A 20,493-nucleotide genomic window follows, 5' to 3' on the forward strand; every position below is an offset into this window, starting at 1 on the left:
GACAAGCAGGCTGCAGCTCTGCCCCCTCCCTTTGGCGCAGCCAAGGGGAGGGTTGGGGAGGGGTGCTCTTGCTCTTGCTGCAAAACCTGAGTCAATAAAAAAGAACGCCCCAAAAGGGGCGTTCTTCCAACAAACCAATCAACCCAGCAGATCAGGCCGCCTTCTTCGCCGCCAACTGCCGCAACACATACTGCAGCAGGCCACCATTGCGGAAGTACTCCACTTCCTTGGGCGTCAGCAGCAACACCTTGGCGGTGAAGCTCTTCTTGCTGCCATCTGCCTTGGTCGCGGTGACCGTGGCGGTCTTTGCCTTGCCATCGTCCAGCCCGGTCACATCAAACACCTCCGAGCCATCCAGGCCCAGCGTCTGTGCGTTCTCGCCGTCATGGAACTGCAGCGGCAGTACGCCCATGCCGACCAGGTTGGAGCGGTGGATACGTTCGAAGCTCTCGGCGATCACCGCCTTGACGCCCAGCAGGTTGGTGCCCTTGGCCGCCCAGTCGCGCGAGGAGCCGGTGCCGTATTCCTTGCCGGCCAGCACCACCAGCGGTACGCCATCGGCCTTGTACTTCATTGCGGCATCGTAGATCGCCAGCTTCTCGCCGCTGTTGCTGCCCGGGGCGTAGTACAGCGTATTGCCGCCTTCTTCGCCGCCGAACATCAGGTTCTTGATGCGGATGTTGGCGAAGGTGCCGCGCACCATCACGTCGTCATTGCCGCGGCGGCTGCCGTAGCTGTTGAAGTCGGCCGGCTGCACGCCGCGTGACTGCAGGAAGCGACCTGCCGGCGAATCCTTCTTGATGTTGCCGGCCGGGGAGATGTGGTCGGTGGTGATCGAGTCACCAAACAAGCCCATCACCCGTGCGCCATGCACGTCGCTGATGCTGCCGACCTGCATGGTCATGCCGTCGAAGTAGGGCGGGTTCTTGATGTAGGTCGAATCGCTGTTCCACTCGTAGGCCTGGCCTTCCGGCGATTCGATCTGCGCCCAGCGGGTGTCGCCCTTGAACACATCAGCGTAGTTCTGCTTGAACATTTCCGGGCCAACGGTAGCGGCGATCATGTCGCCGATCTCCTTGTTGCTCGGCCAGATGTCGCGCAGGTACACCTCCTTGCCATCGCTGCCCTTGCCGATCGGCTCCTTGGTCAGGTCGATGTTGACGGTACCGGCAATGGCGTAGGCCACCACCAGTGGCGGCGAGGCCAGGTAGTTGGCCTTTACTTCCGGGTGCACGCGGCCTTCAAAGTTGCGGTTGCCGGACAGCACCGAGGCCACCACCAGTTCGTTCTCGGCAATGCCGGCGGACACGGCTTCCGGCAGCGGGCCGGAGTTGCCAATACAGGTGGTGCAGCCATAACCGACCACGAAGAAGCCCAGCTTTTCCAGATCGGCCAGCACGCCGGCCTTTTCCAGATAGTCGGTCACCACGCGCGAACCCGGGCCGAGCGAGGTTTTCACCCATGGCTTGGCCTTCAGGCCGATGCGTGCCGCGTTGCGTGCCAGCAGGCCGGCACCCAGCATCACCGCCGGGTTGGAGGTGTTGGTGCAGGAGGTGATGGCGGCGATGACCACCGAGCCGTCGGACAGCTCGGTGTCCTCGTCGTTGATGCGGATCCTGGAAATGGGCTTGGCCGCCAGCCGCTTGGCCTGCGGCTGGTCGCCGCCTTCCTCGTCGAACTCCTGCACCGCGCAGCCCACCTTGGGCTTGCGATTGGCGGTGAGGGTGGTCAGGGCGTCGGCGAAGTTGCTGTGCACGTCCTGCAGCAGTACACGGTCCTGCGGGCGCTTGGGGCCGGCCATCGACGGCTTGACGTCGCCCATATCCAGTTCCAGCGTGGCGCTGTACTGCGCATGCGCGCTGTTGGCGTCATGCCACAGGCCCTGCGCCTTGGCATAGGCCTCGACCAGGGCGATCTGCGCATCGCTGCGGCCGGACAGGCGCAGGTAGTTCAACGACTCGGCATCGATCGGGAAGATGCCGCAGGTGGCGCCGTATTCCGGGGCCATGTTGGCAATGGTGGCGCGGTCGGCCAGCGGCAGGTGTTGCAGGCCATCGCCGTAGAACTCGACGAACTTGCCGACCACGCCGAGCTTGCGCAGCATCTGGGTGACGGTGAGCACCAGGTCGGTGGCGGTGGTGCCTTCGGGCAGCTTGCCGGTCAGCTTGAAGCCGACCACCTGCGGAATGAGCATCGACGAGGGCTGGCCCAGCATCGCGGCCTCGGCCTCGATGCCACCGACGCCCCAGCCGAGCACGCCGATGCCGTTGATCATGGTGGTATGTGAGTCCGTGCCGAACACGGTGTCCGGGAAGGCCCAATTGGCACCGTCGATCTGCCGTTCCATCACCACGCGGGCGAGGTTTTCCAGGTTCACCTGGTGGACGATGCCGGTGTTCGGCGGCACCACCTTGAAGTTCTCGAAGGCCTTCTGGCCCCAACGCAGGAAGCTGTAGCGTTCCTGGTTGCGCTGGAACTCGATCTTGCCGTTGAGGTCCAGCGCGTCAGGGCGCCCGAACACGTCGACCTGCACGGAGTGGTCGATGACCAGTTCGGAGGGAATCAGCGGGTTGATCTGCTCGGCCTTGCCGCCAAGCTTGGTGACCGCGTCGCGCATGGCGGCCAGGTCGACCACGCAGGGCACGCCGGTGAAATCCTGCAGCACCACACGCGCGGGCATGAAGGCGATTTCGGTGTCGGGCTCGGCCTTGGGGTTCCAGCGGGCGACGGCTTCGATGTGTTCCGGGCCGACGGTCTGGCCGCCGTCCTCATGCCGGAGCAGGTTCTCCAGCAGGATCTTCATCGAGTAGGGAAGGTGGGAGATGTCGAACTTCTGGCCGAGCTTGGGAAGGCTGCAGTAGGTGTACTGCTGGCCGCCAACCTCCAGTTGGCTACGGGTGGAGAATGTATCGCTCATACAGCTGACTCCTCTTGGTACAGATGGCTTGCGATGGCGCCGGGGCGCTGCGCGGGCTTTCCAGAGCCATGGGCCCTGTCAGGTGAATACTGGTCCGAGTATGGACGAAGCATCCGCCGTCGGGCGCATGGTTGCAGGCCTCAGTTTAGGCAACGGCTTGTTGCGCGCATGTAACGGTGCCCGCCAACAGGTAGTGCCGAGCCATGCTCGGCAGGGGCTTTCCAAGCACACCCCATGTAGTGCCGAGCCATGCTCGGCAGAGGCTTTCCCGGCCATGCCCGCCCTGTAGAGCCGAGCCATGCTCGGCAGGGGGGGCTTCCCCAGCACACCCCATGTAGTGCCGAGCCATGCTCGGCAGGGGCGTTACCGATATTGCCTCAGCCGACCAATCGAACGGGTTTTGTAGGAGCGGCGTAAGCCGCGAAGCCCCGACTGCATCAGCCAGTCAAAAGCCACCCCTCCCCAGCCCTCCCCTTGGCTGCGCCAAAGGGAGGGGGTGTAGAGCCGAGCCATGCTCGGCTGGGGTCTTCCCTGTAGAGCCCCAGCCGAGCATGGCTCGGCACTACAGGGCGGGCATTGCCGGGAAAGCCTCTGCCGAGCATGGCTCGGCACTACAGGTGCAGCGCAGCCGACAGTAGCGCTGCATAGGGCTTGGCTGGGGTATGCCCTTCAAAGTATGTATAATTCGTACATACTTCATTGGAGGTCCCATGGAAGCCACCGTAGCTGAACGCGGGCAGATCACCCTGCCCAAGGCCGTGCGCGACGCCCTGGGCCTGACCAAGGGCACCCAGCTCAAGGTGGAGCTGGACGGCAGCCGCATCATCCTGCGCAAGAGCGTGGACGACGCCATTTCCCGTGCCCGCGGCAAGTTCGCGCTGGACGGTTTCGACTCGGCCGAGCAGGCCGTGCGCACCGTCCGTGACGAGGCCGACTTGGCATGATCGCGGTCGACTCCCCGGTCCTGATCGAACTGCTCAGCGATGGCCCCCGCGCCGACGCGGTGGAAGCCTGCCTGCGGCAGGCGCTGGTCGGCGGGCGGGTAGTCGTGTGCGGTACCACCCTGGCGGAGATCTGCGCCTCGCTGCGCGGCGGCGCCGAGGTGCAGGAAGCGCTGGAAGAAATGGGCGTCCATTTCAATCCGCTGGAAGCCAAATCCGCGTTGCGGGCCGGCGAGATGCATCGCCGCCACCGGCAGCGCAGCGGCGATACCCGCCGCATCGACGATTTCATGGTGGGCGCGCATGCACTGCTGCAGTGCGACGGGCTGATCACCTGGAACGACACGTTTTATCGCGACTACTTCAAGGGCCTGAAGCTGATCGTGCCGCAAGCCTGAGAGCCCATCCATTCTTTAACCGTTACACCCGGGAGTTGTCATGTTGGAAGCCTACCGCCACCACGTAGCCGAGCGCGCCGCGCTTGGCATCCCGCCGTTGCCGCTGACTGCACAGCAGACGGCCGACGTCATCGAGCTGCTGAAGAACCCGCCGGCTGGCGAGGCCGAGTTCCTGCTCGACCTGATCACCAACCGCGTGCCGGCCGGTGTCGATGACGCCGCCAAGGTCAAGGCCTCGTACCTGGCCGCCACTGCCTTAGGCAGCGAGAAGAACGCGCTGATCAGCCGTGCGCGCGCCACCGAACTGCTGGGCACCATGCTCGGCGGCTACAACGTCGCGCCGCTGATCCAGCTGCTGGACGACGCCGAAGTGGGCGCCATCGCCGCTGAAGGCCTGAAGCACACCCTGCTGGTGTTCGATGCCTTCCACGACGTGCAGGAAAAGGCCAAGGCCGGCAACGCCAATGCACAGGGCGTGCTGCAGAGCTGGGCCGATGCCGAATGGTTCACCAGCAAGCCGGAAGTGCCGCAGAGCCTGACCATCACCGTGTTCAAGGTGCCGGGCGAAACCAATACCGACGACCTGTCGCCGGCACCGGACGCCACCACCCGCCCGGACATCCCGATGCACGCCCTGGCGATGCTGAAGAACAAGCGTCCGGACGCACCGTTCGTGCCGGAAGAAGACGGCAAGCGTGGCCCGATCCAGGAAATCCTGTCGCTGAAGGAAAAGGGCAACCTGGTTGCCTACGTCGGCGACGTGGTCGGCACCGGTTCCAGCCGCAAGTCCGCCACCAACTCGGTGCTGTGGTTCACCGGTGAAGACATCCCCTTCATCCCGAACAAGCGCTTCGGCGGCGTGTGCCTGGGTTCCAAGATCGCCCCGATCTTCTACAACACCATGGAAGACGCCGGCGCACTGCCGATCGAGCTGGACGTGTCGAAGATGGAGCACGGCGATGTCGTCGAGCTGCGTCCGTACGACGGCAAGGCCCTGAAGAACGGCGAAGTCATCGCCGAATTCCAGGTCAAGAGCGACGTGCTGTTCGACGAAGTGCGCGCCGGTGGCCGCATTCCGCTGATCATCGGCCGTGGCCTGACCGCCAAGGCACGTGAAGCGCTGGGCCTGCCGGTCACCGACCTGTTCCGTCTGCCGGTGCAGCCGGCCGATACGGGCAAGGGCTACTCGCTGGCACAGAAGATGGTTGGCCGCGCCTGTGGCTTGCAGGAAGGCAAGGGCATGCGCCCGGGCACCTATTGCGAGCCGAAGATGACCTCGGTGGGCTCGCAGGACACCACCGGTCCGATGACCCGTGACGAGCTGAAGGACCTGGCCTGCCTGGGCTTCTCGGCCGACCTGGTGATGCAGTCGTTCTGCCACACCGCGGCCTACCCGAAGCCGGTGGACGTCAAGACCCACCACACCCTGCCGGAGTTCATCTCCACCCGTGGCGGCGTCTCGCTGCGTCCGGGCGACGGCGTGATCCACAGCTGGCTCAACCGCATGCTGCTGCCGGACACCGTCGGTACCGGTGGTGACTCGCACACCCGTTTCCCGGTGGGCATCTCGTTCCCGGCCGGCTCGGGCCTGGTCGCCTTCGCTGCTGCCACCGGCGTCATGCCGCTGGACATGCCGGAGTCGGTGCTGGTGCGCTTCAAGGGCAAGATGCAGCCGGGCGTGACCCTGCGTGACCTGGTCAACGCCATCCCGCTGTACGCCATCAAGTCCGGTCTGCTGACCGTGGCCAAGGCAGGCAAAAAGAACATCTTCTCCGGCCGCATCCTGGAAATCGAAGGTCTGCCGGACCTGAAGGTGGAGCAGGCGTTCGAACTGTCCGACGCCTCGGCCGAACGTTCGGCTGCCGGTTGCTCGGTGCGCCTGAACAAGGAGCCGATCATCGAATACCTCAACAGCAACATCACGCTGCTGAAGTGGATGATTGCCGAGGGTTACCAGGACGCCCGTTCGCTGGCCCGCCGCGTCGAGAAGATGGAAGCCTGGTTGGCCGACCCGCAGCTGCTGGAGCCGGATGCCGACGCCGAGTACGCCGCCGTCATCGAAATCGACCTGGCCGACATCCACGAGCCGATCGTGGCCTGCCCGAACGACCCGGACGACGTGAAGACCCTGTCCGAAGTTGCCGGTGCCAAGATCGACGAAGTGTTCATCGGTTCGTGCATGACCAACATCGGTCACTTCCGTGCCGCTGCCAAGTTGCTGGAAGGCAAGCGCGACATCCCGACCCGTCTGTGGGTTGCACCGCCGACCAAGATGGATGCTTCCGAGCTGACCAAGGAAGGCGTGTACGGCACCTTCGGTTCGGCTGGCGCGCGCATGGAAATGCCGGGTTGCTCGCTGTGCATGGGCAACCAGGCGCAGATCCGCGAAGGCTCCACCGCGATGTCGACCTCGACCCGCAACTTCCCGAACCGCCTGGGCCGCAACACCAACGTGTACCTGGGTTCGGCCGAACTGGCCGCAATCTGCTCGCGTCTGGGTCGCATCCCGACCAAGGAAGAGTACATGGCCGACGTTGGCGTGCTGGATGCAGCCGGCAGCGAGATCTACCGCTACATGAACTTCGACCAGATCAGCGATTACAAGGACGTGGCCGATTCGGTCAACGCCTGAGTTGTTGTCGAGCAGTAAAGGTTGAACAGAAAACCCCGGCGCAAGCTGGGGTTTTTTGTTGCCCGCCAAATCCCACCGCGCTTGTGGGAGCGGCGTAAGCCGCGAAGCTGACGGACTGTCAGATCGCAGGATGTGCGGTTGCTCGCTGATCCCGGCTTCGCGGCTTACGCCGCTCCTACAACAGCCCGAGCCTGAGAAATTGCCCGCCCTTTTGTAGGAGCGGCGTCAGCCGCGAAGCTGAGGGACTGTCAGATTGCAGGATGTGCGGTTACTCGCTGATCCCGGCTTCGCGGCTTACGCCGCTCCTACAACAGCCCGAGCCTGGGAGATTGCCCGCTCTTTTGTAGGAGCGGCGTAAGCCGCGAAGCCAAAGGACTGTCAGATTGCGAAATATACGGTTGCTCATTGATCCCGGCTTCGCGGCTTACGCCGCTCCCACGAACCCCTGCGTGGCCCGGGCAAGCACAGCGCGACCGGGAGGTACCGTTCTTGGCGGAAAGTACCTGGGGAGCCCCAGTCGCGCTGTGCTTGCCCGGGCCACGCAAGCTGGCAGCACAAAAATCGCAGCAGGTGATCAACGCTCGCCGAATGCTTCGCGTGCCTTCAATACCGGCTTGAGCAGATACTCCAGTACTGTCTTCTCATCGGTACGGATCTCCACCGAGGCGATCATGCCGGGGATGATCGGCAGCTCTTTGCCGCCGGCTTCCAATGCACTCTTGTCGGTGAGTACGGTGACCCGGTAAGAGGTGCTGTCGGACCAGCCGGCTGCGCCTTTCTCTTCGTCCTTCAAGGTATCTGGGCTGATCAACTCGACCTTGCCGCTCAGACCGCCATAGTTGAATCACACCGCCCACGATATTGACGCGCACGTTCTTCACCGTGCCACGCACCGGTGCGGTGATTGTGGTGCGCTCGACCACGTCGGCACGACCCACCAGGTTCTCGCTGGTCTGAGAGAGCTCCATTTTCAGTTTGATCAGCTCTGGGTTGGCATCACCCCGGTAGCGGTTGGGACGTTCGAAGATCTGCGAACAGATGCCATTTGCTTGCCGGCGTGTGCGCAGTGACCTGGTTCGCCGTTAGCGTTTCGACCGCGCAGGCCCCGCTGCGACCACCACCCACACCCCCCTCATTCCACCCCGTTTTTTTCGATATCACCGGTCACGCTGCCGGCGTCGGAGTGTGTGTGAGCGCGTGGAGCTTCTGTGTGAGCAAGCCGAGGTTGAAACTGGCGAGGTCACCGCCAACGCGCAGTTCATCGCCAGTGAATTGCCAGCCAACATCGAGGTGCTGGCCGCCCTGGGTGAGCCGGAGGTCATCATTTGACATCTGGCCGAGCGATCTTGGCTGGCAATCTCAGCCGCGACTGATCGCAAGTACGCGTTCGGCGATCCTGTCCAGGGGCAACACCTCATCCGCAGCCCCCAGTCGCACTGCGCTGCCCGGCATTCCCCAGACGACAGAGCTCGCTTCGTCCTGGGCCAGGGTGGTTGCGCCGGCCTGCTTCATCTCCAGCAGGCCGCGTGCACCGTCCTCACCCATGCCGGTAAGGATCACGCCTACCGCATTGGCGCCCGCATTGAGGGCCACCGAGCGGAACAGCACATCGACTGCAGGCTTGTGCAGGTTGACCGGTGCGCTGTCATCGACCCGGCATCGCCAGCGGGCACCGTCGCGTATGACCCGCAGGTGACGTCCACCAGCAGGCAGATAGGCGTGCCCAGGCAGGATTGCCTCGCCATCGCTGGCCTCGCGCACCGACATGGCCGAGTGCCGGTCCAGGCGCTCGGCAAACGCGGTGCTGAAACTGGCCGGCAGATGCTGGGTGATTACGATCGCCGGTGCATCGGCGGGCATCGTTTCCAGCACCACGCGCAGGGCTTCGGTGCCACCGGCCGAGGCACCGATGGCGATCAGGCGATCGGTGGTACGGAAGCCCAGGCTGCTTGATGTCGCGGGACGCTGCGGCAGCCGACGCTGATTGCCGCCGATCGCACGTACCCGTGATCGGGCCGCCATCTTCACCTTGCTGCGGATTTCTTCGGCGTAACCGTCCAGTCCGCGGGCAACATCGATCTTCGGCTTGGCGACGAAATCGACCGCGCCCAGCGCCAATGCCTGCAGCGTGGTGTCTGCGCCACGCTCGGTCAGCGAGGACACCATCACCACCGGCATCGGATGCAGGCGCATCAGGTTTTCCAGGAATGCCAGCCCGTCCATGCGCGGCATCTCGACGTCCAGGGTCAGCACGTCCGGGTTGAGCCGTTTGATCTTCTCGCGTGCCAGCAGCGGATCCGCTGCGGTGCCGACGACCTCGATGGCCGGATCGGCGGCAAGGATCTCGGTCAGCACCTGGCGTACCAGTGCCGAGTCGTCGACGATCAATACCCGGCAGGGCGCCTGCAACATCATTCGAACAACTCCACGCCACCGCTGACCGGTGTATGCGACAGGCGGGCACGGATGGCGGTTTCGGTGGCGACCACTTCGGCGTCATGTGCGTGCGGCAGGCGCTGCACGACTACCCGGCCGGTGACCGGGAAGAACCAGATCTTGCGGGGATGGATGCCGCACAGGTCTTCGGCGACGATCGGGATATGCTCGGCGCGCAGATACTGGCGGACGAACTCCGCATTGCGGGTGCCCACCGGGTTGCTGGTAAAGCCCTTCAGCACGTTGGCCCCGCCAAATACCTTTGCTTCCAGGCGCTTGCGATGGGCGCCGCGCTTGAGCAGGTCATTGATCAGCAGTTCCATCGCGTAGCTGCCGTAGCGTGCGGGCGCACCGTCGCCGATGTTGCCTTCGGGCAACAGGAAGTGATTCATGCCGCCGATGCCGAGGATGGGATCGCGGATGCACGCGGCCACGCACGAGCCAAGGATGGTGGTCAAGGCGGTGTCGTCGTCCACCACCAGGTATTGGGTGGGCAGGAGCTTGGCGGCAATCGTCTGGAAGCGCGTGTCGCGGTAGCGCATCACCTCGTCGGGATAGTGCTGCGGGTTCTTCATGCGCCATTCCTGCGGCTGCGGCGGTACAAGGTGCGTCCACAAGGTTGGATCAGATCTGCGGCGTGCAGGTAGTTCTCCGAATGACCAGTGTAGAGCAGGCTGTCATCGTCCATATGCTGTACCAGGCGCGAGAGGATGCCGCGCTGGGTGGGCTTGTCGAAGTAGATCATCACGTTGCGGCAGAACAGTGCATCAAACGGTCCGCCCACGTCGTAGCGGTTGGACAATAGATTGAGCGGGCGGAACTCGATCAGGGCGCGCAACGCCGGGACAACCCGGCACTTGCCTTCGTTCGGGCCGCTGCCGCGCTGGAAGTACCGTCGCTTCATTGCCGGGTCCAGGCCTGCGATCCGGTCGATTGCGTAAACGCCTTGGCTGGCGGTGGCCAGCACCTGGGTATCGACGTCGGTGGCGATAATGCGCACCGGTGGCGTCATCGAAGAAAAGGCCTCGCAGGCGGTGATTGCCATGGAGTAGGGCTCTTCGCCGGTGGAGGCTGCGCATGACCACAGCTTCAGCGGCGCGCGCGTGGCACGCGCCTGCAACTCCTCGCGCAGCTTGTCGAAGTGATGCGGTTCGCGGAAGAACGAGGTCAGGTTTGTGGTCAGGGCGTTGGTGAAGGCCTGCCATTCATCGCCGCCATGCTGCTCCAGCTGGTCCAGGTAGTCCTTGAACGAACGCAGGCCCAGGTTGCGCAGCCGCCGCGACAGACGTCCGTAGACCATGTCGCGCTTGGCCGGGGCCAGCGCTATGCCGGCCCGGGCATGGATCAGCTCGCAGACGCGACGGAAGTCGCGATCATTGAACTCGAAGTCACGCTGGTTGCTGTCCAGATCGATCATGGTTGCGGTTCGCTCAGCTGGCCAGTGCCAGAGCTTGTGGATGTGCGGCCGCAGCGGGTTGTGCGCTCAGCTGGAACACGGCCACGGCCTGGTCCAGCAGGTTGGCCTGTTCTTCCATTGCGCGGGCGGCGGCGGTGGCTTCTTCAACCAGCGCGGCATTCTGCTGGGTGGTTTCATCCATCTGCATCACGGTCTGGTTGACCTGTTCAATACCCGCCGACTGTTCCTGCGAAGCGGCCGAGATCTCGGCCATGATGTCGGTGACACGCTGCACAGCTGAAACGATCTCACCCATCGTGGTGCCTGCCTGCTGCACCAGCTGCGAGCCTTCATCAACACGTTCGACCGAATCCTCGATCAAGGACTTGATTTCCTTGGCGGCACCCGCCGAGCGCTGGGCGAGGGTGCGGACTTCGGCAGCAACCACGGCGAAGCCGCGGCCCTGTTCGCCGGCACGCGCGGCTTCCACCGCAGCGTTCAGCGCCAGGATATTGGTCTGGAAAGCGATGCCATCGATGACACTGATGATGTCGGCGATGCGACGCGAGGACTGCTGGATCTGCCCCATGGTGGTGACCACTTCCTCCACCACCTGGCCGCCACGCGAGGCCACCCCGGCAGCACCAATGGCGAGCTGGTTTGCCTGGCGCGCCGACTCCGCGTTCTGGCGGACGGTGGAGGTCAGCTCCTCCATCGATGCCGCGGTTTCTTCCAGGTTGGCTGCCTGCATTTCCGTGCGGCGCGACAGATCGGCGTTGCCAGTGGCGATCTCGCCGGCGGCAAGGTTGATGCTGTCGGCCGACTGCTGGATGCCCGAAACGATACCGGCCAGCTGGTTGACGGTGCTATTGGCGTCGTCCCGCATGCGGGCGAACACGCCCTGGGCATCGCCGCTGAGCTTGACGGTGAGATCGCCATCGGCAAGTGCGCGTAGCAGCCGCGAAACCTCGCCCAGGTTGTCGTCACTGACCTGCATCATGCTGTTCAGCGCCCGCACCATCGCCAGGAAGTCGTGCTCGAAACGCCCTTCATCACCGCGCAGGCTGAAGTCACCGGCAGCGGCGGCACTGCCGAGGCGCTTGATCTCGTTATTGATGGCAGCCAGGTTGTTCTTGATCGCGGCCATGGTGTCGGTGATGACGCGCTTGTCGCCCGGCAGCAACGGCATGTCCTGGCTGAGGTCGCCCACAGCGTAGCGCTGCGCCAGCGCGATGACCTGCATCTTCACGTCGATGTGATTGGCGACCAATACGTTGGTTTCCTCAACCATCACCCCGTAGTCACCGGGGAACTTACTGGCATCGATGCGGTAACGGATCATGCCGGCATCATGCTGGCGCGCCATCTCGGCCTGCGCGCCGATCACGGCCCGCAGCTGCTCCTGCATATGCGCCATGCTGCTGAGCAGCTGACCCGTCTCGTCCTTGCTGGGCGCGGTGATCCGGTTGTCCATCCGGCCGTTGGCAATGGCCGTGGCCACAGCAGTCGCGTTGCGTAGCGGCAGCACGATGCGGTTGCCGATGATCCAGCTCAATGCCAGCACCAGCACGACCAGCACGCCACCCGACACGGTCATGATAGCCGTGAATTTGAGGGCCTGGCCCTGCAGGTCGTCCATGTAAACGCCGCTGGAAACCACCCAGTTCCAGGGTTTGTACATCCCGGCATAGGCCAGCTTGCCGACTACGCCATCCTTGCCCGGCTTGGCCCAGCTATAGGCGACGTAGCCACCACCCTTGCGTGCGGCTTCCACCTGCTCGTAGTACAGGCGGACACCGTCCTCGCCACGGAAGTCCTTCATGTCCTTGCCGACCAGGTCGGCGCGGAACGGGTGCATCAGCAGCACGTACTCGGTGTTGTAGATGTTGAAATAGTTGACGTCACCATCCGAACGCATCTTCTGCAGCGCGGCAATGGCGTACTTCTGGGCCTCATCCAGCGGCATCGCGCCGGTTTCAGCCTCCTTGGCGTAGTGGTCCAGTACGCCGTAGCTCATCTCCACCTGGGCGCGCAGGGCAGCCTTGCGGGTCTCATACAGGTCGAGGTACTGCATGCGTGCCGCAATGACCGACAGTGCGATGACGCCGATCACAATCAGTGCCGTCAGCAGGTTCAGCTTGCGCCTGACCGAGATATTGGAAATGTAGTTGTTCCAGAGCGAGGAGATAGTCATCGAATCCGCTGGTTACCTTGCGGTATCAGCGCTGCGTGAAGGGATACCGGTATATCGGCCAGTTGGGGCCCGAGTTGAGCGCCTTGGAGGGGACGCTCAGCGGAAGCTGCCAATCCGTTCACGTATGCGAAGAAGGCTGGCCGATTTGCTGTTTCGTTCGCTTGCAGGAACCGCGCAAGCGGCGAGGCTGATGGTGCTGGCAGTCGCTGGCGGCAGCTCGACCGGCGGTGTGTCAGCTTCGCGGCTTACGCCGCTCCCACAAAAAGAGAAATCCGATGCCAGCGATTGGCATCGGATTTCGGGTGACTCAACCGTTCTGGTTTGCAGCGTTGCCGCCACAACCAACGATGGTGTTTCTTAGAACTCCTGCCAATCCGAGTCGGCCAGTTCAGCTACTGCGGTGCGTGCGGCTGCGGCGCGACGGCGCGGTGCCGGCGCTGCTGCCTGGACGGCAGGGCGGGGGGCCGGTTCCCGTACGTAAGCCGGGGCGTCGGTGACTGCAGCGCCTTCTTCCAGCTGGAACACGGAGACCACGTTCGCCAGGTGCGCGGCCTGCTCTTCCATCGAGCGGGCGGACGCGGTCGCTTCTTCGACCAACGCTGCGTTCTGCTGGGTGGTTTCGTCCATCTGCACGATGGTCTGGTTGACCTGTTCGATTCCCGCGGACTGTTCCTGCGATGCGGCGGAGATCTCGGCCATGATGTCGGTCACGCGCTGCACCGAGGCGACGATCTCGCCCATGGTGGTGCCGGCCTTGCGGACCAGGGCCGAGCCGTCGGCGACCTTGCCGACCGAGTCGTCGATCAGCCCCTTGATCTCCTTGGCGGCGCCCGCCGAACGCTGTGCAAGCGTACGCACTTCCGAGGCGACCACGGCGAAACCGCGGCCCTGTTCGCCGGCACGGGCGGCTTCCACTGCCGCATTCAAGGCCAGGATATTGGTCTGGAAGGCGATGCCGTCGATCACCGAGATGATCTCGGCAATCTTGCGCGAGGACTGTTCGATCTGGGTCATGGTGGTCACCACCTGGCTGACCACGTCGCCGCCCTGCGAGGCCACCGATGCGGCGCCGATGGCGAGCTGGTTGGCCTGGCGTGCCGACTCGGCGTTCTGGCGCACGGTGGAGGTCAGTTCCTCCATCGAGGCGGCGGTTTCCTCCAGGTTGGCAGCCTGCTGCTCGGTGCGGCGCGACAGATCGTTGTTGCCAGCGGCGATCTCGGTGGCGGCCGAATTGATCGAGACCGAGGACTGCTTGATGCGGCCAACGATACCGGTCAGCTGCTCTGCGGTGGCGTTGGCATCGTCACGCATGGTGGCGAACACGCCCTGGTACTCGCCATGCATGCGCACGGTCAGGTCACCGCGGGACAGCGCCGACAGCAGGGCCGAGATCTGTTCCAGGCTGCTGGCATTGGCATCCAGCAGGCTGTTGATCTGCTCAGCCAGCTGCAGGAAGAAACCATCCTTGTCTGCCGTGCCGATGCGGCCACTGAGGTCGCCTGCGGCAGCGGCCTCGATGATGCGCGCCACTTCCTTCTCGACCTGGGCCTCGGTGCTGCGATCGCGCCATTCAACCACATGGCCAACTGCAACATTGTTGTCGTCGCGGATCACCGAAATGGTCTGCGCGAATTCGGCTTCGCCGAAGCGCATTTCGCGCTTGAACACGCCGGTGCGGTCCAGTGCTTCCAGTACCTTTGCGTCCACTTCGCCACGGTATTCCAGCGCGGTAACGGGCTGGCCGATCAACGGCTTGCTGGTGTCGTAGTGACTCAGCGACTGGGTGATTTGATCGCCATGTTCGCTGAGCTTGTCGAGCAGGGCGCGGTTGGCGTAAACGATCTCCAGGTCGTTGTTGGTCAGGTATACGCCGGTCGAGGAGTAATCCAGTGCGGTACGGATGCGCAGGTTTTCGCTGGCAATGATCTGGTCACGGTCAATGCGCTCGCGCAGGTCGCGCTGCATGCGCTGCATTGCGCGCAGCAGGTCGCCCACTTCATCGGCGCGGGATACATCGATCGATCCGTCAAGTTTGCCGCTGGCCACTTCGTTGGCAACGTCCACCGCACCACGCATCGCGTTGACCAGCGAACGGGCGAACAGCCAGATCAGCGCTAGACCGGCAGCACCACCGACCAGGACTGCGATGACAATCAACAGGGCCGAGGTGCGGTAGGTCTCCGCGGCCTGCTTGGCAGCGGCCTGGGCACGGGTGTTGTCGTTGGCGGCAAGTGCCTGCAGGGCCGCATAGGCCTTGCGATGCAGGTTGCGGGTCTCGCCGACGAAGGTATCGATCGCGTCGTCCGGCAGATCCAGTTCCAGCATTTCGTTGACCGCATCATAGGAGGCGGTGGTCTTGCCCCAATCGGCGACGAAGGCATCAAACAGCTTCTTCTGCTCCGGGTTGTCGATCAACTTCGGATAGGCGGCGATGGTGGTATCGATCTGCAGGCGCAGTTCGGTTGAACGTGCCTTCGCGTCGGCCTTTACGTCATCACTGGCTCGTACCAGGCTCTGGTAGGAGACATTGCGATACTCACTGACCATGCCGCTCAGCTCACCGGTGGTGCGGAGGCTGGGCATGCGGTTTTCAGCGAGGTCGGTGGTGACGTTGTTCAGCGAGTGCAGGCCGCGGTAGGCGACGATGCCCTGCAACAACATGACGAACAGCACGACGCCGAAAGTAAGCATCAGCTTCGGCTTGAGTTTCAGCGAGTTGATCCACTGCATCTTGCGCGGTCTCCGGGAACAGGCCCCGCCATGTCACAGGCGCGGGGTGGCACGCCGGCGGGGCCGGCGTGACGAAAGGCGGATTACTTGATGTTTGCCAGCTTCAGGTTGGCCGGCGATGCCACTTCGATCTCGGCGCGCGATGCGTCGCGCTGGATCTTGCCGATCACGCAGACCGTCTTGCCTTCCAGGGTTTCCAGCGGGAAACCGAACTTGCTGCGGTTGCTGCCCGCGATGCGGGCCGAGAAGGTATGGCGCGGGAACATGCCGCCCATGTGCAGGAAGGTCGGCTGGCCCTCGGAGCCTTCGGCGTAACGGGCTTTCTCAACCTTGCCGCAGACCATGCCGTCCTTGCCGGCGAAACGCGCTGCGCTTTCCGGCGGGATCATTTCGGCATCGGCGACGGCATCGAACGCGACGGTTGCCAGTACGGTGGCAGCAAACAGCGGAAGTACATGCTTGTACATCGGAAACTCCGGGAAGGGAAAGTAAGGCCAGTCGGGGAGGACAGGCATGCAATGGCTATCGGCCTGCAGGTGCCGCGCTTGAGTCGCATGCATGAAACTGTGATCGACTTTGCGAAACGCCTGCTCAGGCTGCTTCTTCGGCAACACTCGGCTGGCCAAGGTCGGCGGTGTCCAGCAGAGTCTCGATATCCAGCAGGATCAGCATGCGGTCGTCCTGGGTGCCGATGCCCGAAATGAAGCGGGTATCGACGGCGGCGCCGAATTCCGGGGTCGGCCGGATCTGCTCGGCGTTGAGTGGGATCACGTCCGAGACGCTGTCCACGACGATGCCGACAACGCGGTCTTCGACGTTGAGCACAATCATCACCGTAAAGGCGTCATAGCGGGCTTCATCCAGGCGCAGCTTCAGGCGCAGGTCGATGACCGGCACGATGGTGCCACGCAGGTTGATCACACCCTTGATGTAGTCCGGTGCGTCTGGCACCCGGGTGACGGCGTCATAGCCGCGGATTTCCTGAACCTTGAGGATATCCACGCCGTAATGTTCATTGCCGAGGGTGAAGCTGAGGTACTCGCCGCCGGTGGTGTCGGCGGACGTGCTGCGGGAGTCATTCATGGCGGATCCTGGTCCTGGCGGGCTGCCGATGCATTGCGGCTGTTGCACAGGTATCGGCGTAGCGACGGGGGACTTTAGGAGGCCAAGCGGTAAAGGCGTGGTGCGCCGGCGTGTTCAGGCTGAATTGTGCGCGCCATCATGTTATTGGCTGCCAATAGTTTGGCGGATAGTCGGCTGGGAGGGCGGTTTGAGGACAGGCCCTGAAACCGGCGAACGCCGCCGCAGCTTCATTCAATCGCCGTTGCTGCGCGCCTTGCGCAGGCGGTCGATGCGGAAGATGTAGCGCTGGATGCTGTTGTCCGCGCCGCGCGGCAGATCGTCGAAGCGCAGACCAATGCGGGTCATTTCGGTGCCGTTGGGCTGCTTCTGCTGGCGCAGGTTGCAGACCACCAAGGGGACGGAGATCGGCGCACTTTCCGGGATTTCCAGGATGCAGCCGGGGTAGCGGCTCTGCAGCTTCAGCAGGTTCTGTTCGGGTGGCAGCAGCAGGGCGATACCGCCGGCGCTGATGTCCAGCACACGCCAACGGCTGGGCTCAACGCCATCCGGGTCCGGCAGTACGCAGTACGGGGAATCGCCGACCGGGGTCTCCAGCCGGTAAAACTCGCGCCGCTGCAGGTGGTAGACCTCCTCCGGCAACGGCACCTCGAACGCGACATGCCCGTCACGCTCGATGCGGCGGTGGCCATGCAGTTGGAAACGGACCATGACCTTGTCGACCTGGCCGAAGCAGAGCAGGCCGCCGGCGGTTTCGACAGTGCGGTTGATCGACGGTACCGGGCTGGCATCCAGCACCAGGCCATGCATGTCGACCTCCAGTACCGCCGAGGGGAACGCCTGATCGCGTCCATCCGGGTGCACGTTGATCATTGAACGCTGATCAATCATGCCCTGCAGCAGATGGCGCACCTGGTGCGGATTGCGCACCATGTAGCGGTCGTCGGCGTACAGGTTGCCGGCGTGCGGTGACGGCGTCGGTGCGAGCGATTCTTTGTCGGGCATGGACACGGTTGCGATTGGGTCGAAGATCAGCGCGGCGCGGATGAGTGCGCCATAAACTGTGATAACGGCCGCCTTTTTAGCATCTTTAGCTGGGCTGTTACGAGCTTGCCCGCCGGGCCCGGGGCAGGAATGGCTGCCAGCGACGCGAGCTGCTTCCGGGAACGCTGGGCAGTTGATGGATTCGGCCTGGCCTGGTTGAGTTCAAGCAGGCAGCCGGAGCGTCAGTTCTGTCCCTCACTCAGGGAGGCTCCCGATCAGGGGCGCTGAAGCGTCAGGCCATCTTCCGCACGCGGGAGGGGGCTGGAAAGGAGAAAGAGGGGTGCGGGGGCCTTGGCGGGGAGCGAGGAGGGAGGCAGGACGCAGCGTTCCTGCCCCCCTGACCAGGCCGCGTCAGAATTCCTGCCAGTCATCCGTGCTGGCAACCGGTGCGCGACTGCTGGGCTTGGGGATCGCCCGCAACGCTGGACGGCCGCGTGGCGGTGCTGCGCCTGGGCTGGCGGCAACCTTGGCCAGCGACGCACTCACCGAGCCGGCAAGACGGAACTGCGCCACCGCGTCGGTGAGCTGGCGGGCCTGGTCCTCCATCGAACGCGCGGCGGCGGTGGCTTCCTCCACCAGCGCCGCGTTCTGCTGGGTGGTCTCGTCCATCTGCATGACGGTCTGGTTGACCTGCTCGATGCCGGTGGACTGTTCCTGCGAAGCGGCGGAGATATCGGCCATGATGGTGGTGACGCGCTGCACCGAGGCAACGATCTCATCCATAGTGTTGCCCGCGCGGCGTACCAATGCCGACCCTTCACCCACTTTGCCGACCGAGTCGTCGATCAGCCCCTTGATCTCCTTGGCCGCCGCCGCTGAGCGCTGCGCCAGCGTACGTACTTCCGATGCGACCACGGCAAAGCCACGCCCCTGATCGCCGGCGCGGGCCGCTTCGACGGCAGCGTTCAGTGCCAGGATATTGGTCTGGAAGGCGATGCCATCGATCACGCTGATGATGTCGGCGATGCGCTGCGAAGACTGTTCGATCGAACTCATGGTCGAGACGACTTGCCCCACCACGTTGCCGCCCTGCGCAGCGACCTCGGCCGCGCCGCGCGCCAGCTGATCTGCCTGGCGGGCGTGCTCGGCATTCTGGCGTACGGTGGAGGTAAGCTCCTCCATTGATGCGGCGGTTTCCTCCAGATTGGCGGCCTGCTGCTCGGTGCGGCGTGACAGGTCATCGTTGCCCGTGGCGATCTCGCTGGCCGACATACTGATGCTGCCGCTGGCTGCCTGGATGCGCGAGACGATGCTGCTCAACTGGTCGACGGTCGCATTGCCGTCGTCGCGCATGCGTGCGAAGACACCGTGGAAATCACCTTCCATGCGATGGGTGAGGTCGCCCTGGGCGACTGCCTGGAGCAACTGCGAAAGATGGCCCAGATTGTCTTCGGTGGTTTCCATCAGCGAATTGACACCACCGACCATGTCGCGGAAGTCGTGCTCGAACTGGTCGGCGTTGCCGCGCTGGCTGAAGTCACCTGCGGCGGCGGCGTGGGCCAGACGCTTGATCTCGTTGTTGATCGCCGAAAGGCTGGCCTTGGTGCCGTCCATGGCCTGGGTGATGGCGGCCTTCTCGCCCGGCAGACGGTCCATGTCCACCGACAGGTCGCCGCGCGCATAGTGCCGCATGACTTCGACCACGCGCATCTTGACGCCGATGTGCTGGGCGACCAGCGTGTTGACCTCGCGCACCATGCGCCCGTACTCGCCGGGGAAACGGGATTCATCGATACGGAAGCTGATCATGCCCTGGTCGTGTTCGCGTGCCATCTCGATCTGCGCGCCGATGACTGCTTTGAGCTGCTGCTGCACACGCTGCATCGAGACCAGCAAGGCGCCGACTTCGTCCTTGCGGCTGCTGTCGATGGTGCCGTCCAGGCGGCCGTTGGCGACATCGTCTGCGGCGCGCAATGCATCGTTCACCGGTCGCACGATGGCACGCACGATCACCATGCCAAGGCCCGCGGACAGCAGCCCCAACAGCAGCATGCAGACGACGATGGCGGTGCTGCTGCGCGTCTGCGCGGCATTGGCGTAGGCGACTTCGTTGTCCAGTACCGATGCAACGTGGGCACTGAGCTTTTCCACGGCCTCGAACAGGTCGCGGCGGCTGATGCGTGACTGCTCGTTGGAGATGCTGTGGGCCAGCTCGAACTGGCCCTCTTTGATGGCCTTCTCCATCAGGGCGTGTGCACCGAGGTAGGCATCCAGGGTCTTGCCCAACTCGGCGTACAGGCCTTGCTGCTTCGCATCGGCAGGCAGGGCTTCGTACTGCTTGCGGTGCTCGATCAGCTTCTGCTGCTGCTCGATGATGCGCTGGTTGTATTCGGCGACGAAGCCCGGTTCATTCAAATGGGCGAGCTGGGACAACTCGGCGATGCGGATTTCCGCCAGGTCGGCGCGCATCCGCTCCAGATACTGCACGGCAGGCATGTAGCGGGCGCTGACCTCGCCAAGCTGGTTCGTGGCCTGGTGCAGGCGCTGCACCGCGAAGCCGCCCATTGCCAAGGTAGTCAGTGTGGTCAGGGTGAAAGCAACTGCGAGTTTTCTGGCGATGCTGAGGTTGCGAAAGAACTCCATCTCTGACTCTCCGGATCGACTGCAGATTGGGGCGCTGTACAGGGGCTGCTTGCTGCCCTGGATCACATAGCGCAGTGTCCACGCCGCAATCCTATGCGGGCGTTGTCATAGCCGATAACGGCGTTCTCTGCGTTCGCTGTAG

15 protein-coding genes are annotated in these 20,493 nt (G+C 63.8%); 4 read left to right on the top strand and 11 right to left on the bottom strand.

Features of this window, described 5'->3' with window-relative positions:
• Window positions 1-151: 151 nt before the first annotated feature.
• Complete coding sequence (gene acnA, locus RT131_RS07760) at window positions 152-2,917, bottom strand: aconitate hydratase AcnA (protein WP_313171761.1); 2,766 nt, start codon at window positions 2,915-2,917, stop codon at window positions 152-154.
• Between the two features lie 710 nt (window positions 2,918-3,627).
• On the opposite strand from acnA, the gene RT131_RS07765 reads away from it, so the two are divergent.
• From RT131_RS07765 to acnB, 3 genes are read left to right on the top strand one after another with little or no spacing between them, the layout of a single operon-like run.
• Window positions 3,628-3,861 (top strand): AbrB/MazE/SpoVT family DNA-binding domain-containing protein, encoded by a 234-nt coding sequence (locus RT131_RS07765; RefSeq protein WP_313171763.1) that lies wholly within the window; start codon window positions 3,628-3,630, stop codon window positions 3,859-3,861.
• Window positions 3,858-4,256, top strand: coding sequence for a type II toxin-antitoxin system VapC family toxin (locus RT131_RS07770; protein ID WP_055764992.1), 399 nt, complete (start codon window positions 3,858-3,860; stop codon window positions 4,254-4,256). Before RT131_RS07765 ends, RT131_RS07770 begins: the two co-directional genes overlap by 4 nt.
• A gap of 40 nt (window positions 4,257-4,296) precedes the next feature.
• Complete coding sequence (acnB, locus tag RT131_RS07775; RefSeq protein ID WP_313171764.1) at window positions 4,297-6,888, top strand: bifunctional aconitate hydratase 2/2-methylisocitrate dehydratase; 2,592 nt, start codon at window positions 4,297-4,299, stop codon at window positions 6,886-6,888.
• 574 nt (window positions 6,889-7,462) lie between these two features.
• Here acnB and RT131_RS07780 read toward each other — a convergent pair.
• Window positions 7,463-7,699 carry a hypothetical protein gene (locus tag RT131_RS07780; RefSeq protein WP_313171766.1) on the bottom strand — a complete coding sequence of 79 codons (237 nt, stop codon included), beginning with the start codon at window positions 7,697-7,699 and terminating at the stop codon, window positions 7,463-7,465.
• 386 nt (window positions 7,700-8,085) lie between these two features.
• On the opposite strand from RT131_RS07780, the gene RT131_RS07785 reads away from it, so the two are divergent.
• Window positions 8,086-8,217, top strand: coding sequence for a hypothetical protein (locus tag RT131_RS07785; RefSeq protein WP_313171768.1), 132 nt, complete (start codon window positions 8,086-8,088; stop codon window positions 8,215-8,217).
• A 30-nt stretch (window positions 8,218-8,247) separates the two neighbouring features.
• On the opposite strand, the gene RT131_RS07790 is transcribed toward RT131_RS07785, so the two are convergent.
• The 9 genes from RT131_RS07790 to RT131_RS07830 form a co-directional block, all read right to left on the bottom strand.
• Window positions 8,248-9,303 carry a chemotaxis response regulator protein-glutamate methylesterase gene (locus RT131_RS07790; protein WP_313171770.1) on the bottom strand — a complete coding sequence of 352 codons (1,056 nt, stop codon included), beginning with the start codon at window positions 9,301-9,303 and terminating at the stop codon, window positions 8,248-8,250.
• The gene (cheD, locus tag RT131_RS07795; RefSeq protein ID WP_313171772.1) at window positions 9,300-9,899 is read right to left on the bottom strand and encodes a chemoreceptor glutamine deamidase CheD; all 600 of its coding nucleotides are present in this window, start codon (window positions 9,897-9,899) and stop codon (window positions 9,300-9,302) included. Before cheD ends, RT131_RS07790 begins: the two co-directional genes overlap by 4 nt.
• Window positions 9,896-10,741: a CheR family methyltransferase gene (locus tag RT131_RS07800; protein WP_313171774.1), complete on the bottom strand. Its 846-nt coding sequence runs from the start codon at window positions 10,739-10,741 to the stop codon at window positions 9,896-9,898. Before RT131_RS07800 ends, cheD begins: the two co-directional genes overlap by 4 nt.
• 13 nt (window positions 10,742-10,754) lie before the next feature.
• Window positions 10,755-12,914 carry a methyl-accepting chemotaxis protein gene (locus tag RT131_RS07805; protein WP_313171776.1) on the bottom strand — a complete coding sequence of 720 codons (2,160 nt, stop codon included), beginning with the start codon at window positions 12,912-12,914 and terminating at the stop codon, window positions 10,755-10,757.
• A gap of 357 nt (window positions 12,915-13,271) precedes the next feature.
• Window positions 13,272-15,644: a methyl-accepting chemotaxis protein gene (locus RT131_RS07810; protein WP_313171778.1), complete on the bottom strand. Its 2,373-nt coding sequence runs from the start codon at window positions 15,642-15,644 to the stop codon at window positions 13,272-13,274.
• Between the two features lie 83 nt (window positions 15,645-15,727).
• On the bottom strand, window positions 15,728-16,033 hold the full coding sequence (locus tag RT131_RS07815; RefSeq protein WP_152984538.1) for a hypothetical protein: 306 nt from the start codon (window positions 16,031-16,033) through the stop codon (window positions 15,728-15,730).
• Between the two features lie 202 nt (window positions 16,034-16,235).
• The gene (locus RT131_RS07820; RefSeq protein WP_282272732.1) at window positions 16,236-16,727 is read right to left on the bottom strand and encodes a chemotaxis protein CheW; all 492 of its coding nucleotides are present in this window, start codon (window positions 16,725-16,727) and stop codon (window positions 16,236-16,238) included.
• Window positions 16,728-16,958: 231 nt separating this feature from the next.
• Complete coding sequence (locus tag RT131_RS07825; RefSeq protein WP_313171781.1) at window positions 16,959-17,729, bottom strand: flagellar regulator YcgR PilZN domain-containing protein; 771 nt, start codon at window positions 17,727-17,729, stop codon at window positions 16,959-16,961.
• Between the two features lie 390 nt (window positions 17,730-18,119).
• Window positions 18,120-20,351 carry a methyl-accepting chemotaxis protein gene (locus RT131_RS07830; RefSeq protein ID WP_313171783.1) on the bottom strand — a complete coding sequence of 744 codons (2,232 nt, stop codon included), beginning with the start codon at window positions 20,349-20,351 and terminating at the stop codon, window positions 18,120-18,122.
• Between the last annotated feature and the right edge of the window lie 142 nt (window positions 20,352-20,493).

The organism is Stenotrophomonas sp., assembly GCF_032066555.1.
Taxonomy (GTDB): Bacteria; Pseudomonadota; Gammaproteobacteria; order Xanthomonadales; family Xanthomonadaceae; genus Stenotrophomonas.

Coding starts and splice junctions, on each gene's coding strand:
- RT131_RS07805 (WP_313171776.1), bottom strand. CDS start 12,914: ATGACTATCTCCTCGCTCTGGAACAACTACATTTCCAATATCTCGGTC.
- RT131_RS07820 (WP_282272732.1), bottom strand. CDS start 16,727: ATGAATGACTCCCGCAGCACGTCCGCCGACACCACCGGCGGCGAGTAC.
- RT131_RS07825 (WP_313171781.1), bottom strand. CDS start 17,729: ATGCCCGACAAAGAATCGCTCGCACCGACGCCGTCACCGCACGCCGGC.
- RT131_RS07800 (WP_313171774.1), bottom strand. CDS start 10,741: ATGATCGATCTGGACAGCAACCAGCGTGACTTCGAGTTCAATGATCGC.
- RT131_RS07815 (WP_152984538.1), bottom strand. CDS start 16,033: ATGATCCCGCCGGAAAGCGCAGCGCGTTTCGCCGGCAAGGACGGCATG.
- RT131_RS07810 (WP_313171778.1), bottom strand. CDS start 15,644: ATGCAGTGGATCAACTCGCTGAAACTCAAGCCGAAGCTGATGCTTACT.
- acnA (WP_313171761.1), bottom strand. CDS start 2,917: ATGAGCGATACATTCTCCACCCGTAGCCAACTGGAGGTTGGCGGCCAG.
- acnB (WP_313171764.1), top strand. CDS start 4,297: ATGTTGGAAGCCTACCGCCACCACGTAGCCGAGCGCGCCGCGCTTGGC.
- RT131_RS07770 (WP_055764992.1), top strand. CDS start 3,858: ATGATCGCGGTCGACTCCCCGGTCCTGATCGAACTGCTCAGCGATGGC.
- cheD (WP_313171772.1), bottom strand. CDS start 9,899: ATGAAGAACCCGCAGCACTATCCCGACGAGGTGATGCGCTACCGCGAC.
- RT131_RS07830 (WP_313171783.1), bottom strand. CDS start 20,351: ATGGAGTTCTTTCGCAACCTCAGCATCGCCAGAAAACTCGCAGTTGCT.
- RT131_RS07790 (WP_313171770.1), bottom strand. CDS start 9,303: ATGATGTTGCAGGCGCCCTGCCGGGTATTGATCGTCGACGACTCGGCA.
- RT131_RS07765 (WP_313171763.1), top strand. CDS start 3,628: ATGGAAGCCACCGTAGCTGAACGCGGGCAGATCACCCTGCCCAAGGCC.